At 64.2% G+C, this 14275-nt stretch carries 13 protein-coding genes; 7 read left to right on the top strand and 6 right to left on the bottom strand.

The genetic code is table 11. The features are described 5' to 3' along the window. Positions 1–4: 4 nt before the first annotated feature. From Q8N40_RS07130 to tpiA, 3 genes are all read right to left on the bottom strand, one after another. Positions 5–1636, bottom strand: a complete 1632-nt coding sequence (locus Q8N40_RS07130) for a CTP synthase (RefSeq protein ID WP_305320313.1) — start codon at positions 1634–1636, stop codon at positions 5–7. A gap of 166 nt (positions 1637–1802) precedes the next feature. After that, positions 1803–2198 carry a preprotein translocase subunit SecG gene (gene secG / locus Q8N40_RS07125; protein WP_305711308.1) on the bottom strand — a complete coding sequence of 132 codons (396 nt, stop codon included), beginning with the start codon at positions 2196–2198 and terminating at the stop codon, positions 1803–1805. Between the two features lie 151 nt (positions 2199–2349). Next, positions 2350–3108, bottom strand: coding sequence for a triose-phosphate isomerase (tpiA, locus tag Q8N40_RS07120; protein WP_305320315.1), 759 nt, complete (start codon positions 3106–3108; stop codon positions 2350–2352). 240 nt (positions 3109–3348) lie between these two features. Here tpiA and Q8N40_RS07115 point away from each other — a divergent pair, with 240 nt between their 5' ends. From Q8N40_RS07115 to Q8N40_RS07095, 5 genes are read left to right on the top strand one after another with little or no spacing between them, the layout of a single operon-like run. Then, entirely contained in the window at positions 3349–5250 is a 1902-nt protein-coding gene (locus tag Q8N40_RS07115) for a peptidylprolyl isomerase (protein ID WP_305711307.1), read from the top strand. An 18-nt stretch (positions 5251–5268) separates the two neighbouring features. Then, on the top strand, positions 5269–6282 hold the full coding sequence (trpD, locus tag Q8N40_RS07110) for an anthranilate phosphoribosyltransferase (protein WP_305711306.1): 1014 nt from the start codon (positions 5269–5271) through the stop codon (positions 6280–6282). A gap of 16 nt (positions 6283–6298) precedes the next feature. Beyond that, a complete protein-coding gene (gene trpC, locus Q8N40_RS07105; RefSeq protein WP_305320318.1) occupies positions 6299–7120 on the top strand; it encodes an indole-3-glycerol phosphate synthase TrpC in 822 nt (273 codons plus the stop codon). Between the two features lie 3 nt (positions 7121–7123). Beyond that, positions 7124–7639: a cyclic pyranopterin monophosphate synthase MoaC gene (moaC, locus tag Q8N40_RS07100; RefSeq protein WP_305711305.1), complete on the top strand. Its 516-nt coding sequence runs from the start codon at positions 7124–7126 to the stop codon at positions 7637–7639. A gap of 39 nt (positions 7640–7678) precedes the next feature. Next, complete coding sequence (locus Q8N40_RS07095; RefSeq protein ID WP_305711304.1) at positions 7679–8011, top strand: hypothetical protein; 333 nt, start codon at positions 7679–7681, stop codon at positions 8009–8011. A gap of 72 nt (positions 8012–8083) precedes the next feature. Here the strand turns inward: Q8N40_RS07095 and Q8N40_RS07090 are convergent, their stop codons facing one another. Beyond that, positions 8084–8248, bottom strand: a complete 165-nt coding sequence (locus tag Q8N40_RS07090) for a Flp family type IVb pilin (protein WP_305320321.1) — start codon at positions 8246–8248, stop codon at positions 8084–8086. Positions 8249–8642: 394 nt separating this feature from the next. On the opposite strand from Q8N40_RS07090, the gene Q8N40_RS07085 reads away from it, so the two are divergent. Then, positions 8643–11333, top strand: coding sequence for an EAL domain-containing protein (locus tag Q8N40_RS07085; RefSeq protein WP_305711303.1), 2691 nt, complete (start codon positions 8643–8645; stop codon positions 11331–11333). Between the two features lie 27 nt (positions 11334–11360). Here Q8N40_RS07085 and Q8N40_RS07080 read toward each other — a convergent pair whose 3' ends face one another. Together Q8N40_RS07080 and Q8N40_RS07075 are read right to left on the bottom strand one after the other, a co-directional pair. Continuing rightward, entirely contained in the window at positions 11361–12533 is a 1173-nt protein-coding gene (locus tag Q8N40_RS07080; RefSeq protein ID WP_305711302.1) for an NADH:flavin oxidoreductase/NADH oxidase, read from the bottom strand. Positions 12534–12684: 151 nt separating this feature from the next. Further along, a complete protein-coding gene (locus tag Q8N40_RS07075; RefSeq protein WP_305711301.1) occupies positions 12685–13467 on the bottom strand; it encodes an HpcH/HpaI aldolase/citrate lyase family protein in 783 nt (260 codons plus the stop codon). A gap of 182 nt (positions 13468–13649) precedes the next feature. Between Q8N40_RS07075 and Q8N40_RS07070 the strand changes: the two genes are divergently transcribed. Then, positions 13650–14275: MFS transporter (locus tag Q8N40_RS07070; protein WP_305711300.1), on the top strand; the 626-nt coding region annotated here is incomplete at its 3' end.

Raw genomic sequence — 14275 nt, 5'->3', positions numbered from 1 at the left:
GATTTTAGACCAGCCGGCTCTGCACCATCGCCGCCTGGATGAACGACGCGAACAGCGGGTGCGGCTCGAACGGGCGCGATTTCAGCTCGGGGTGGAATTGCACGCCGATGAACCAGGGATGGTCTTCGTATTCGACGATCTCTGGCAGCACGCCGTCAGGTGAAAGACCGGAAAATCGCAGGCCGTGCTGCTCGAGCCGGTCCTTGTAGGCGGTGTTGACCTCGTAGCGGTGACGGTGGCGTTCCGAGATCTCGGTGGCGCCGCCATAGACTTCCGACACCCGGCTGCCGCGCTTGAGCGCCGCGGGATATGCCCCGAGCCGCATGGTGCCGCCGAGGTCGCCTGCCCTCGATCGCTTTTCCAGTTCATTGCCGCGCAGCCACTCGGTCATCAGGCCGACCAGCGGTTCGTCCGTCGGTCCGAATTCGGTGGAGTTCGCCGCCTCGATGCCGACGAGATTGCGCGCGGCCTCGATCACCGCCATCTGCATCCCGAAGCAGATGCCGAAATACGGCACATCGCGCTCCCTGGCGAACTGCGCCGCACGGATCTTGCCCTCGGCGCCGCGCTGGCCGAAACCGCCGGGCACCAGGATGCCGTTGACGTGCTCGAGGAACGGCGTGGGGTCCTCGTTCTCGAACACTTCGCTCTCGATCCAGTCGAGATTGACCTTCACCTTGTTGGCGATGCCGCCATGCGAAAGCGCCTCGGTCAGCGATTTGTAGGCGTCCTTCATGCCGGTGTACTTGCCGACGATGGCGATGGTGACGTCGCCTTCGGGATTGCGCACCCGCTCGTTGATGACGTGCCAGCTTTGCAGCGCCGGCGCCATCTGCGGCTCGATGCCGAACGCCGCCAGCACCTCATCGTCGAGGCCGGCGGCGTGATAGGCCTCCGGCACGGCATAGATGTTGTCGACGTCGCGCGCCTCGATCACGGCGGTTTCGCGGACGTTGCAGAACAGTGCCAGCTTGGCGCGCTCACCCGGCGGGATCGGCCGATCGGTGCGGCACAGCAGGATGTCCGGCTGGATGCCGATCGAGCGCAGTTCCTTTACCGAATGCTGGGTCGGCTTTGTCTTGAGTTCGCCGGCGCTCGGAATGAACGGCAGCAGCGTCAGGTGGATGTAGACGGCATGTTCGCGCGGCAGGTCGTTCTTGATCTGGCGAATCGCCTCGAAGAACGGCAGGCCCTCGATGTCGCCGACGGTGCCACCAATCTCGCACAGCACGAAATCATACGCGTCGTTGCTGTCGAGGATGAAGTCCTTGATCGCATTGGTGACGTGCGGGATCACCTGGATGGTGGCGCCGAGATAGTCGCCGCGCCGTTCCTTGGTGAGGATGTCCTGATAGATGCGCCCGGTCGTGATGTTGTCCGCCTTGGTGGCGGGACGCCCGGTGAAGCGCTCGTAATGGCCGAGATCGAGATCGGTCTCGGCGCCGTCGTCGGTCACGAATACTTCGCCGTGCTGGTACGGCGACATCGTTCCGGGATCGAGATTGAGATAGGGGTCGAGTTTTCGCAAGCGGACCTTGTAGCCACGCGCCTGCAGCAGGGCACCGAGTGCCGCCGAGGCCAGACCTTTTCCGAGCGAAGAAACCACGCCGCCGGTGATGAAAATATACCGCGCCATGGGACCCAACCTTTAAGGCTACCCACCCGATTCGCCAAAACGAATCGCAGCTCCAGGCGAACATTCGCTTTGGCTGTGGGTGACTTGAAATCCAGAGAAATGTCAGTGAGTTGATGGCCGTTTTGGATGCAGGACGGAAGCTGCCGTCCTGCATGGCCACCCTGCTTTATTGCGACCGCGGCGCCTGCGGGCCTGAAGGAGCCGGCTGATTCTGCTGGCGCTCGTCGGCCTTCTTCAGCGAATCCAGAATGCCGCCGCTGGTCGGCGGCGAAATCGGGGTCGCCGGGCCTGCCGGCTGCGACTGCGAGGCCGGGTTGGCATTGATGATCGAACTCGGCTTGCGGTCATAGCTGGCGAGCCAGGACAACAGCAGGCTGGTGATGAAGAAGCCGACCGCGAGAAAGCCCGTCGTGCGCGTCAGCAAATTGGCGGTGCCGCGGCCCGACATGAAACCGGCGCCACCGCCCATTCCGAGGCCACCGCCTTCGGATTTCTGCAACAGCACCACGCCGATCAACGTCGCGACGATCATGAGGTGAATGACGATAACGACAGTCTGCATCTCTACCTTCCGTCGCAAACCAAACCAAGAGCGCCGGCATCCGGCTGCAGATCGGGCTTTGCGGTGTTTGAAGTCGCGCGGTGTTACACGATTGCAAGGGGCATTGTCACCCCCGCAGGGATTTTCATCCCGCGCACCGCCTTGCCGTTAGTTAGGCATAACTGCCCGCAATCGCAAGAAAGTCCGCCGCTTTCAGGCTGGCGCCGCCGATCAGCGCGCCATTGACGTTGGCGATAGCCATCAATTCCCGGGCGTTCGAAGGTTTGACCGAGCCGCCGTAGAGAATCCGTATTTTCGCCCCCTCCCCGTTAAGTCGGGCGATCAGGAGCTCCCGGATAAACTTATGAATTTGCTCGACATCTCCCGATGTCGGGGTGAGACCGGTGCCGATCGCCCAGACCGGTTCATAGGCCACCACCAGATTGCCTGATGTCGCCTTGTCCGGCAGCGAGCCCGTGAGCTGTCCGCGGCAAATATCTAGGGTTTGGCCGGCATCGCGCTGAGCTTGCGTCTCGCCGATGCAAACGATGGCGGTGAGGCCGGCGCGCCAGGCCGCTTCGGCCTTTTGTCGCACCAGCCCGTCGCTCTCGCCATGATCGGCGCGGCGTTCGGAATGACCGACGATCACGGCGCCGGCGCCGGAATCCGCCAGCATTTCGGCTGAAATATCGCCGGTATGGGCTCCCGACGCCTTGGGATGGCAATCCTGCGCCCCGATCGCGAGGTTTTTCGCGCCACGCGCCTTGTCAGCGAAGGCCGCGATCAGCGTCCCCGGCGGGCAGACCAGCAGATCAGCCTTCGCAGCCACCGAACCAGCGCCCGCCAGCATGGCCTCGAATTCGGCCGTTGAGGCCCGGAGGCCGTTCATTTTCCAGTTGCCGGCGATCAGTGGCCGGATGGCGTCGGTCATATCGGGGATTCCTGCAGAATATTAATGCCGGAATGAGCTAGCAGAGCGCGGCGCCCGGTGCCAGATGGCGGTGTGGCGGCCCGCAAGCCACCAGCCGCTTCAATTGGACCTCCGCGCCAAGGTTGCGACGGCGCGGCTGCCACTTTATGATGCTTTATCAACTCGGTGACGCCCTTTTACGGAATTCGACCGAATCCCCGTGGGCGCGACCCGGTTCCCTCCTGAAAACAAGTTGGACCCATGCTTCGAGGAATACGCAAAGCCTCATCAAACTGGCTCGGCAAGGCGATCATGATGGTCGTCATGGGGGTACTGATCCTCAGCTTCGCGGTGTGGGGCATCGCCGACATCTTCAAGGGATTCGGGCAGTCGACGGTGGCCAAGATCGGCCGGACCGAGATCTCCACCGAACAGTTCCGCCAGATCTACACCGAGAAGCTGCAGCAGCTCGGCCGCCAGTTCGGCCGTCCGCTGACGATGGATCAGGCCCGGGCCTTCGGCCTCGACCGCCAGGTCCTGCAGCAAACCATCGCCGAGGCGGCGCTGGACGAAGAAGCGCGGCGGATGGGGCTCGGTCAGTCCGACGCCGAGATCATGCGCATGATCTACAGCGATCCGAATTTCAGGGGGGTCGCCGGCAATTTCGATGCGGCGCGTTTCCAGGCCACGATCAGGCAGTTCGGCTTCACCGAACAGAAATATGTCGCCGAACAGCGGCGGGTATCGCTGCGGCGCCAGATCGCCGGCACGGTCTCGGCCGGCCTCGAACCGCCAAAAGTAATGATCGAAGCGCTCAGTCGTTTCCAGAACGAACAGCGCACCATCGAATACGTCAAGCTCGACGCCGCGCAGGCCGGAACCATCGATCCGCCGTCGCCGGAAACGCTGGCCGCCTATTTCGAGGATCGCAAGACCCAGTTCCGCGCGCCCGAATACCGCAAGATATCCTTCGTCGCGGTCACGCCGGAAGAAATCGGCAAATGGTCCGAAGTTTCCGACGAGGATGCCAAAAAAATCTTCGAACAGAACCGCAGCAAGCTCGGCACGCCGGAACGGCGTCAGGTGTCGCAGATCGTATTCCCGAACGCGGAGGAAGCCGCGGCGGCGCGTGGGCGCCTCGTGGGCGGAACATCATTCGACGATCTCGCCAAGGAGCGCGGGCTCAGTCCATCCGACGTCGACCTCGGCATGATCGCCAGGTCGGCGATCATTGATGGCGCGATCGCGGACGCGGCGTTCTCGCTGCCGTCAGGCGAGATCAGCCAGCCCATACCGGGCCGGTTCGGCGTTGCCCTGGTCAAGATCGGCACGATCGAGCCGGGGGCCGAACCAAGCTATGAAAGCGTCGCCGCAACCCTGAAGAAGGAAATTGCCACCGAGCGCGCACGCGCGAAGGTCTCGGATCTCCACAACAAGATGGAAGACGAGCGCGGCGGCGGCGCCGGCGTCATCGATGCCGCGCAAAAGCTGGGGCTTGCCGCCGTGACCATCGACGCCGTCGATCGCTCCGGCCGGCTTCTCAATGGCCAGCCGGTGACCAACATTCCGCGCGGCCTCGACGTCGTATCGCAGGCCTTCAACAGCAATATTGGCGTCGACAACGACCCGATCCAGTTCAACGGCGGTTACGTCTGGTATGACGTACTGGATGTCATCGCCTCGCGCGAACGCACCCTCGATGAGGTCAAGGACCAACTCGAGACGAAATGGCGCGACGACCAGATCACGACCCGGCTGCGAGCCAAGGCGACCGAGATGGTTCAAAAGCTCGACCAGGGCGGCAAGCTCGTGGACGAGGCGGCGGCGGTGGGGTCGAAGGTCGAAACCGCCAGGGATGTGCGCCGCGACGCCGCCCTGCCCGGCCTGCCTGCAAACGCCATTACGGCGGCGTTCCGGACGGCCAAGGATGCGGTGGGACAATCAGCCGGCGCCGGTGGCAATGAATGGATCGTGTTCCGCGTGACCGACATCAGCGTGCCGGCGGTCGACCTCGCCTCGGACGACATCAAGAAACTGAAGGACACCCTGCAGCGCGGGCTGACCGACGAGCAGGTCGCGCAATACGTCACCAAGATCGAACAGACTATCGGCACCACCATCAACAGGGCCGCCTTCGCACAGGTGACGGGCGCGAATAACTAACACTCCCGAAAGCACGCGATGGACGACCTTAAATCTATCATCGGAAAAGTCGCGACCGGCGCCACGCTGTCGCGCGACGAGGCGGCCTCCGCCTTCGACAGCATGATGTCCGGCGAGGCGACGCCCTCGCAAATGGGCGGATTGCTGATGGCGCTTCGCGTCCGCGGCGAAACCGTCGACGAAATCACCGGCGCGGTGTCGGCGATGCGCAGCAAGATGCTGCGCGTCACAGCGCCTGCCGATGCGATCGACGTCGTCGGCACCGGCGGCGACGGCTCCGGCTCGGTCAACGTGTCGACCTGCGCCTCGTTCATCGTCGCAGGCTGCGGCGTGCCGGTGGCCAAACATGGCAATCGCGCGCTGTCGTCGCGTTCCGGCGCTGCCGACGTGCTGTCCGCGCTCGGGGTCAAGATCGACATCACGCCGGAGCGCGTCGGCCGCTGCGTGGCCGAGGCCGGCATCGGCTTCATGTTCGCGCCATCGCACCATCCCGCGATGAAGAACGTCGGCCCGACCCGCGTCGAACTGGCGACCCGCACCATCTTCAATCTGCTGGGTCCGTTGTCCAATCCGGCCGGCGTGAAGCGGCAGATGGTCGGGGTGTTTTCCAGGCAATGGGTGCAGCCGCTGGCGCAGGTGCTGAAGAATCTCGGCGCCGAATCGGTCTGGGTGGTGCACGGCTCCGACGGCCTCGATGAAATCACCCTGTCCGGCCCGACCTTCGTCGCAGCCCTCGAGAACGGCAATATCCGCACCTTCGAGGTGACCCCGGAGGAAGCCGGTCTTGCCCGTGTCGGCGGCGACGCCCTGAAGGGCGGCGATGCCGAGGCCAACGCGATCGCACTGCAAGGCGTGCTCGACGGGCGTCCGAGTCCCTATCGGGATGTGGCGCTGCTGAACGCCGCGGCGGCGCTGATCGTCGCCGGCCGCGCCAGGGACCTGAAGGAAGGCGTAGCGCTCGGCACCCGCTCGATCGACAGCGGCGCCGCATTGGCGCGGCTGAAGCAATTGATCGCGGTCTCCAACGGCTGACCTGAAGGGCTCATCGATGTCCGACATCCTGACCAAGATCGAGGCCTACAAGCGCGAGGAGATCGCCGCCGCCAAGCGCGCGCATCCGCTTGGCGATATCGAGGCGCTGGCGAAGAGCGCCTCCGCACCGCGCGGTTTTGTCGGCGCGATCCGCCGCAAGCTTGGCCAGGGCGACTACGCACTGATTGCCGAGGTGAAAAAAGCCTCGCCCTCCAAGGGTCTCATTCGCGCCGACTTCGATCCGCCCGCGCTGGCCATGGCCTATGAGGCCGGCGGCGCCGCCTGTCTCTCGGTGCTGACCGACTCGCCGTCGTTTCAGGGCCATCTCGATTTCATGGTGGCCGCCCGCGCCGCCACGCGGTTGCCGGTGCTGCGCAAGGATTTCATCTACGACACCTATCAGGTGGTCGAGGCCCGAGCCTACGGCGCCGACTGCATCCTGATCATCATGGCGGCGCTCGATGACGCCGCCGCCCGCGATATCGAGGATGCGGCCCTGGCGCACGGCATGGACGTCCTGATCGAGATCCATGAGCGCGCCGAACTCGATCGCGCGCTAAAACTTCGTTCGCCGATGATCGGGGTCAACAACCGCAACTTGCGGACCTTCGAAACCACGCTGGCGACCAGCGAGGCGCTGGCGCCGCTGATCCCCGGGGATCGCCTGATGGTCGGCGAAAGCGGCATCTTCGGATCAGCCGATCTCGCGCGCCTTGCGCGGGTCGGCATGCAAACATTCCTGGTCGGTGAAAGCCTGATGCGGCAGGCCGACGTCGCCGCCGCAACCCGCGCGCTTCTGGCGCGCGGCGATACCCCGCGCGCCACCGGGACGCGCTGACGCATGGCGCGGAAACCATCCAAATCTTCCGAGCCGTCAACGCCCGGTTCCGCCCTCACCCACATCGATGCCAGGGGTGAGGCGCGGATGGTTGATGTCTCCGAAAAGCCCGCGACCGAACGGGTCGCGGTGGCCGAAGGCCGCGTCGTCATGAGCGAGGCGACGCTCGCGCTGATCGTTTCGGGCAATGCCAAAAAGGGCGACGTGCTGGGCACCGCCCGCGTCGCCGGCATCATGGCGGCGAAGCGCACCTCGGAACTGATCCCGCTGTGCCATCCGCTGGCGCTGTCGAAGGTCACGCTGGATATCGCTCCGGACAGCAAGCTGCCCGGCTGCATCGTCCGCGCCACCGTCAAGGTGACCGGCCCGACCGGCGTCGAGATGGAGGCCCTGACTGCAGTGTCGGTCGCATGCCTGACGATCTACGACATGATCAAGGCGGTCGAGCGCGGCGTTCGCATCGAAGGTATTCATCTCGTCGAGAAAAAGGGCGGCAAGTCCGGGCACTACCGCGCCTGAGGGATTGCCGCCTTCTTCACGGTGGAGTGATCGGCGAGAATGGAAGCGCGCGTCAGCTTCGGTGTTATTATCTGGGGCGCCGCAGCGCGCGAACCAACCCGGAGCAAAGCAATGTCGACCTTCAAGCTTGTTGGCGCGGTGGCCGTTCTGTTGACCATCGCCGCCGCCCCGGCGCCGGCCCAGCACGTGATCTACGAACCCGGTTATTGCGCCTTTTTCTATCCCAACGCGAATTGCCAGAACAATGGGCCCGGCAATCACTACACCGATCCCGGCTACCGGCGCGGTACCGCGCAGGGCGAAACCGTTGGCGTCGCCGGAAAGAAATCGCGGACCCAGCGTTCCAGTTCGCCCGCGACGCGCATGCCATAGCGACGGCTGACGCTGTCGCCGGCCACGGAAAAGGCAGCCCACCGGGCCGCCGCTTTCCTTTCGCGCCTGCGTTTACTTCAGCGAGCTGTTGATCGCCGTGAACCTGGAATTGAGCCTGACGCCAAGGCCGTTCACGACCGCGATGATTGCGAGCGAAATACCGGCTGCAATGAGGCCGTATTCGATCGCGGTCGCGCCGGACTCGTCGGCGATAAACTTGTTCAACATGGCTTTCATCGTGATGACTTCCTCGGTTGGCTTGCGTTGCTCACTTCATCGACGCTCGCAAGTCGCGTGCCAGAGCGGCAGCGAATGTCGCCAGGATGTTAGATGGTTAAGTTTCGGTTGATCGATCAGGCGCCGGAATCTATTTCCCACCGATCCCCTGCCTGCCGGCAAGAGATGCCGCCGCCGTTCGTGGCCAGATCGCATCTTACCCGGTGTTTCCGCACGACGTCAGTGAGGCTTCGAGGAATGCTCCGGCAGCATTTTTCCGGCTGCTGCTTGTCGATGGCAATTCTTCGTTAACTCAACTTCCTAACGCCGTTTCCATAATGGCAACGTAAAGATGTCCGGAGCCGGGGCATGAGAAAATGCGGCCGGAATAGAGCCATGACAGCGATCGAGACCGATGACGGAACAACCGACCGCCTCGCTGAACTTCCCACGCTCGGTCAGCGGCAATCCGATCCGCTGGCTCGTCGTCGGTGGTGGACTCCTGATCGCCGCCATCGCGATCGGCGCCACCATCATGGCCGGAAATTTTCGCGAACGCGCGCTGAACAGCAGCGCCCGTGAACTCGAAAACACCGTGCTGTTGCTGGCCCGTCACTTCGACCAGCAACTGCAGGATTTCGGCGCAATCCAGCGCGACCTTGCCGCCTATGTGCAGGCCGCCGGCATCGAGACCGGCGAGCACTACAGGCGCCGGATGTCCAGCGCGGACACTCACCAGATGCTCAAGGCCAAGATCGCCGCATTTTCCTATGTCGGCAGCATCAACCTGTTCGATGCGGACGGCGTGATGATCAATTCCTCCACCGGCTGGCCGGCGCGCGCCGTCAACATCTCGGACCGGGCCTATTTCAAGACTTTCAAGTCGGACCCGAAATCGCCCTTGCTGCTGGTCGAACCGGTCCATAGCCGCGTCACCGGCGCCTGGACCACCGTGCTGGCCCGCAAGCTGACCGGACCCAACGGCGAGTTCCTGGGGGTGATCGGAAGAGGCATCGAGCCCGCCAACTTCACGAAGTTCTTGCAATCGGTGGCGCTTGGTCAGGATGCGACGATTGCCATGCACCACCGCGACGGCACGCTGCTGGCGCGCCATCCCCATGTCGAGGAAATGATCGGCCGGAACTTCAAGACCGGTCCGGCGCATCAGCAGGCCTTGTTCGACAAGGAACACGATTCCACCCGGCTGCCCGGTCCGATGGACGGCCGCGACCGGCTGATTGCGGCCCGCACCCTGGAGCACTTTCCAATCGTCATCATCGCGTCGACCACGGTAGCGACGGCGCTGGCCAACTGGCAGGAGCAGACCGTCTTTCTGGTCATCGTGGCCGGACTTTTCGTGCTGGTGATCGCCGCCCTGCTGTTCGCGGTGGTGCGCAAGCTGTCGCTGCAGCATCTGGCATCGCAGCAGCGGCTGCGCTTGGAAAAGCAGCGGCTGGATACCGCGGTCAACAACATGAGGCAGGGCCTGCTGCTGTTCGATTCGTCGCAACGGCTCGTGATCTGCAACCAGCGCTACATCGACATGTATGGCCTGTCGCGGGAGGTGGTGAAACCCGGCGTCAGCTTCCGTGCGATCATCGCGCATCGAAAGGCCACCGGATCGTTCGTCGGCGACGCCGACAAATACTACGCCGCCACCTTGCGCAACATCACGCAGAGGAACGTCAACGTGATCGAGCCCCCTGACGGCCGCTCGATCCAGATCATCAACGAACCGCTGGCGGATGGCGGATGGGTGGCCACGCACGAGGACATCACGGAGCGCACACGCATCGAGGAGCGGATCACCCATCTCGCACACTACGATGCGCTGACCGATCTGCCCAACCGCACCCTGTTCCATGACCGGCTGAAGGGCGAATTTGCAACCCTCGCTGCCGGCGAACAATTTGCCGTGCTTTACCTCGACATCGACGAATTCAAGAGCGTCAACGATTCGCTTGGACATCTGATCGGCGACGAACTGCTGAAATCGGTGGCCGTCACCCTGCGGCGATGCGCCGGATCGAACAACTTCGTCGCCCGCCTCGGCGGTGACGAATTTGCCATCATCCAGACCGCGGTGACGACCGTGGCCGACGTCAACGATCTGGTGGCGCGGGTGTTCGATGCGATCCGGCAACCCTACGAATGCATCGGGCACCAGGTCACCACGGACGCCAGCATCGGCATTGCGCTGGCGCCGCAGCACGGCGCCGATGTCGACCAGATCCTGAAGAACGCGGATCTGGCGATGTATGCCGCCAAAGCCGCCGGGCGCCGCACCCATCGTTTTTTCGAGCCGGAGATGGACGCCAGGGTCAAGGCGCGGCGCAGCCTGGAGATGGACCTGCGCCAGGCCATTGCCGGCCGCGCCTTCGAAGTGCAGTACCAGCCCTGCCTCAGCCTTCGCGACAACCGGATCTCCGGCTGCGAGGCGCTGCTGCGCTGGCGCCATCCCGAACGCGGCGTGATCTCGCCTGCCGAGTTCATTCCGATTGCGGAAGATACCGGCCTGATCAACCAGCTCGGCGAATGGGTGCTGACCACCGCCTGCGTGGAGGCCGCGACCTGGCCCGACAATATCAGCATCGCGGTCAACGTCTCGCCGGTCCAGTTCCGCAGCGGCACCTTCGCGTTGAAGGTGCTGGCTGCGCTTGCCGCCTCCGGCCTGCCGGCGAGCCGGCTCGAACTGGAGATCACCGAAGCCGTCCTCATTCGCGACGACGAGGCCGCGCTTGCCATCCTGCATCAGCTGCGCGCCATCGGCGTGCGCATCGCGCTCGACGATTTCGGCACCGGCTATTCCTCGCTGAGCTACCTGCACAAATTCCCGTTCGACAAGATCAAGATCGACCGCTGCTTCATCAACGATATCGCCGAGACCGGTGGCTCCTCCAGCATCGTGAAGGCGGTGGTGGATATCGCCGCGGCGCGCGACATGATCACCACGGCGGAAGGCGTCGAGACCGAGCAGCAACGCGACAAGCTGCGCGCGCTCGGCTGCTCCGAAATGCAGGGCTGGCTGTTCAGCCCGGCCCGGACCGCCGCCGACATCCGGCAGCTGTTCCTCGGGCACCCCGAAAAATCCGCCGCCGTAGCCTGAGCCGCCGGCCGATCGCATATACGCGCGTCAGGAAACCTTGCCGGGATCGCGCAGGCCGGTCTGAAAGGTCGAGGGCCGGGTCCCGAAACCGCGCTTGTCGCGGGTACCGAGCCAATAGCCGAACTGCGGCGGCACGCTGCGAAACGGGCCCTCGACGCCGAGTTTCACCGCGGCGTCCATCGGCCAGTTCGGATTGTTGAGGATCTCGCGGCCGACCGCGATCAGGTCGGCCTGGCCATCGCGCAGGATCTGCTCGGCCTGATCGCCATGGATGATGAGACCGACCGCCATGGTCATGATGTCGGCGTGGCGCTTGACATATTCCGACAGCGGCACCTGGTAGCTGTATTTTATCTCCTTGCCCAGGATCGGCGCCACGTCGGTGATGCCGCCGGACGAGCAGTCAATCACGTCGACGCCTTTGGGTTTGAGGATGCTCGCCAGCCGCGCGCTCTGTTCAGGCCCCCATCCCGCATTGTCCTCCACCGAGAGGCGCAGGAACAGCGGCTTGTGCTCCGGCCAATGCATCCGCACCGCTTCGGTCACCTCGGTGATGAATCGCATCCGGTTCGATTCCGAACCGCCATATTCGTCCGCACGCTGGTTGGATTTTTCCGACAGGAACTCGTGCACGAGATAGCCGTGGGCGCCGTGCAGCTCCAGCACGTCGAAGCCGGCCGCATCGGCGCGCCGCGCCGCCTCGCCCCAGGCCTGCACCAGATCCTTGACCTCGTGGCGCTCCAGTGCCCGCGGCACCGGCCATTTCTCGCTATGGGCGATCGCGCTCGGCGCCACCGGCGTCCACTCGTCCCAGTCGTCGATCTCGGGCGTTCGCTGCAGCGGCCGGTCGCCTTCCCACGGACGGGAGGCGCGCGCCTTGCGGCCGGAATGCCCGAGCTGGATGCCGGCGACCGCGTTCTGCTGCTTGATGAATTTGACGAGGCGCCCGAGCGGCTCGATGAATTTGTCGTCCCAGATGCCGAGATCGCCGACCGTGCCGCAGCCGCGCCGCTCCACTTTGGTCGATTCGACGACGACGAGGCCGGCGCCGCCGGCGGCGAATTTGCCGGCATTCATCAGGTGCCAGTCGGTCGGAAACCCCTTGATCGCGGAATACTGGTGCATCGGCGGCACCACAATGCGGTTCTTCAACTCGACACCGCGGATCGCGAGCGGCGAAAACAGCAGCGTATCGGTCATGGATCTTTTCCTCGGTCAGGCCTGACATTGTTGTTGGCCTTGCGCTCGCGGCGCGTTGCATCGTAGCCCGGAAAGAGCGAAGCGCAATCCCGGAGAGATCAAGGGTCGGCTCCGGGATTTCGCGGAACCAGTCATCGGGCACGCCCCCACCCTATTTCTCCACCGTACCCTGCAGCAGCCTGATGCCCTCCGCCAGCGCGCCTTGCATCAGCAGCGTGTCGACGCCATAGGCGATCATGCGAAAGCCTTTGGCGCGGAAGTCGCGCGCCCATTTCTCGTCGCCGGCGAGAAAGCCCGGCGTCTTGCCGTGTTTGCTGCAGGCCTCGACCAGACGATCGACAGCGGCATGGAATACCGGATTGTCGAACTGCGCCGGAATGCCCAGAAAGTTCGTCAGGTCGAAATGGCCGAGCCAGACCACGTCGACGCCGTCGACGGCCGCGATCGCATCGACGTTCTCGATGCCCTTGGCGGTCTCGACCAGCGCGATCACCATCGTGCGCGCGTTGGCCTCGGCGATCTTGTCGGTCACGGCGCCGTCTGCATAGTCATCGTGACCGGCGACACCGAATGCGGCGCCGCGGCGCCCGGCTGGCGGATATCGGGTGCAGTCGACGATCGCCCTCACCTGCTCCGCCGTTTCGACCATCGGCACCATGATGCCCATCGCGCCGATGTCGAGCGCACGCGCGATGTGGTGATAGTCGCCCGAGGGAACGCGCACGAGAGGCACCAGATCGAGCCCCCGGCAGAATGCGAACTGCGCCTTCATGGTCTCGAAGCCGACGCCCGAATGCTCCATGTCATAGAGAATGAATTCGGCGCCGGCCTCGCGGCAGATCGCGGGGTAGCCGGGCGTGAAGAACTCGAACGTCATGGTGCCGAACGCACAGCCGCCGGCCGCCAGCCGCGGCTTCACTGGATTTGGACGCATGGACTTTCCCCCGGGGTGTTCTTGTTCATGCGAGCATACATGCGCGCGGTGGAGATCGAAAGCGTCTCCTCTTGAACGCACCGGCTTGGCGTGATTATCTGCATCGACACCGGGTCATCGGCAACCGCCCGGTCAGCTGCGCGCAGCCAAGCGTTGTCTCGCTCCGATCCAGGAGATGAGACATGGCGAGCGGCTTGAGCAAGACGTCTTCCGATAAAACTCCTTCCGATATTCTCTGCCTCTACGCAGCCCGCGCGATGCGCGGATTCGGCGATGGCTTCGCAATCATCATTCTGCCGGTTTACCTCCAGGCCATCGGTTTCAGCCCGCAACAGATCGGCATTGTCGCCAGCGCCTCGCTGCTGGGGACCGCTGCGCTCACCCTGCTCACCGGCTTCATCGCGCCGCGGTTCGAATTGCGCAGCCTGTTTCTCGCCGGCGCCGGGCTGATCGTTTTCACCGGGCTCGTGTTTCCGGCGGCCGAGACGTTTGCCCTTGTCCTGCTGATCGCCTTCATCGGCAGCATCAATCCGTCCGGCGGCGATTCCGGCATGCTGGTGCCGCTCGAACATGCGCTGCTGACCCGGGAGACCGCCGCCCGCGACCGCACCGCGATCTTTGCCCGCTACAGCCTGATCGGCGCGCTGACCGCGGCCGTCGGATCGCTCGCGGCGGCCTTGCCGGAACAGTTCGCCTCCCTCGGCTGGTCGCGGCTGTCCGCCATCAAGCTGATGTTCTACCTCTATGCCGCGCTGGGCCTCGCGGCGGCGCTGCTATACCGGCGCCTGCCGCGCGACCACAGCCACAT

This window comes from Bradyrhizobium sp. (genome assembly GCF_030693485.1).
In the GTDB taxonomy this organism is placed as follows: domain Bacteria; phylum Pseudomonadota; class Alphaproteobacteria; order Rhizobiales; family Xanthobacteraceae; genus Bradyrhizobium.
Note: the sequence above shows the minus strand (reverse complement) of the source record. Positions and strands in the feature narration are given on the sequence as shown.

Bases quoted from the DNA above. Each gene is read 5' to 3' on its own strand.
- tpiA (WP_305320315.1), bottom strand. From the start codon at position 3,108: ATGACCGACGCCATCCGGCCACTGATCGCCGGCAACTGGAAAATGAAC.
- Q8N40_RS07130 (WP_305320313.1), bottom strand. From the start codon at position 1,636: ATGGCGCGGTATATTTTCATCACCGGCGGCGTGGTTTCTTCGCTCGGA.
- moaC (WP_305711305.1), top strand. From the start codon at position 7,124: ATGGCGCGGAAACCATCCAAATCTTCCGAGCCGTCAACGCCCGGTTCC.
- Q8N40_RS07095 (WP_305711304.1), top strand. From the start codon at position 7,679: ATGGAAGCGCGCGTCAGCTTCGGTGTTATTATCTGGGGCGCCGCAGCG.
- Q8N40_RS07115 (WP_305711307.1), top strand. From the start codon at position 3,349: ATGCTTCGAGGAATACGCAAAGCCTCATCAAACTGGCTCGGCAAGGCG.
- Q8N40_RS07085 (WP_305711303.1), top strand. From the start codon at position 8,643: ATGACGGAACAACCGACCGCCTCGCTGAACTTCCCACGCTCGGTCAGC.
- trpD (WP_305711306.1), top strand. From the start codon at position 5,269: ATGGACGACCTTAAATCTATCATCGGAAAAGTCGCGACCGGCGCCACG.
- Q8N40_RS07080 (WP_305711302.1), bottom strand. From the start codon at position 12,533: ATGACCGATACGCTGCTGTTTTCGCCGCTCGCGATCCGCGGTGTCGAG.
- Q8N40_RS07090 (WP_305320321.1), bottom strand. From the start codon at position 8,248: ATGAAAGCCATGTTGAACAAGTTTATCGCCGACGAGTCCGGCGCGACC.
- secG (WP_305711308.1), bottom strand. From the start codon at position 2,198: ATGCAGACTGTCGTTATCGTCATTCACCTCATGATCGTCGCGACGTTG.
- Q8N40_RS07075 (WP_305711301.1), bottom strand. From the start codon at position 13,467: ATGCGTCCAAATCCAGTGAAGCCGCGGCTGGCGGCCGGCGGCTGTGCG.
- trpC (WP_305320318.1), top strand. From the start codon at position 6,299: ATGTCCGACATCCTGACCAAGATCGAGGCCTACAAGCGCGAGGAGATC.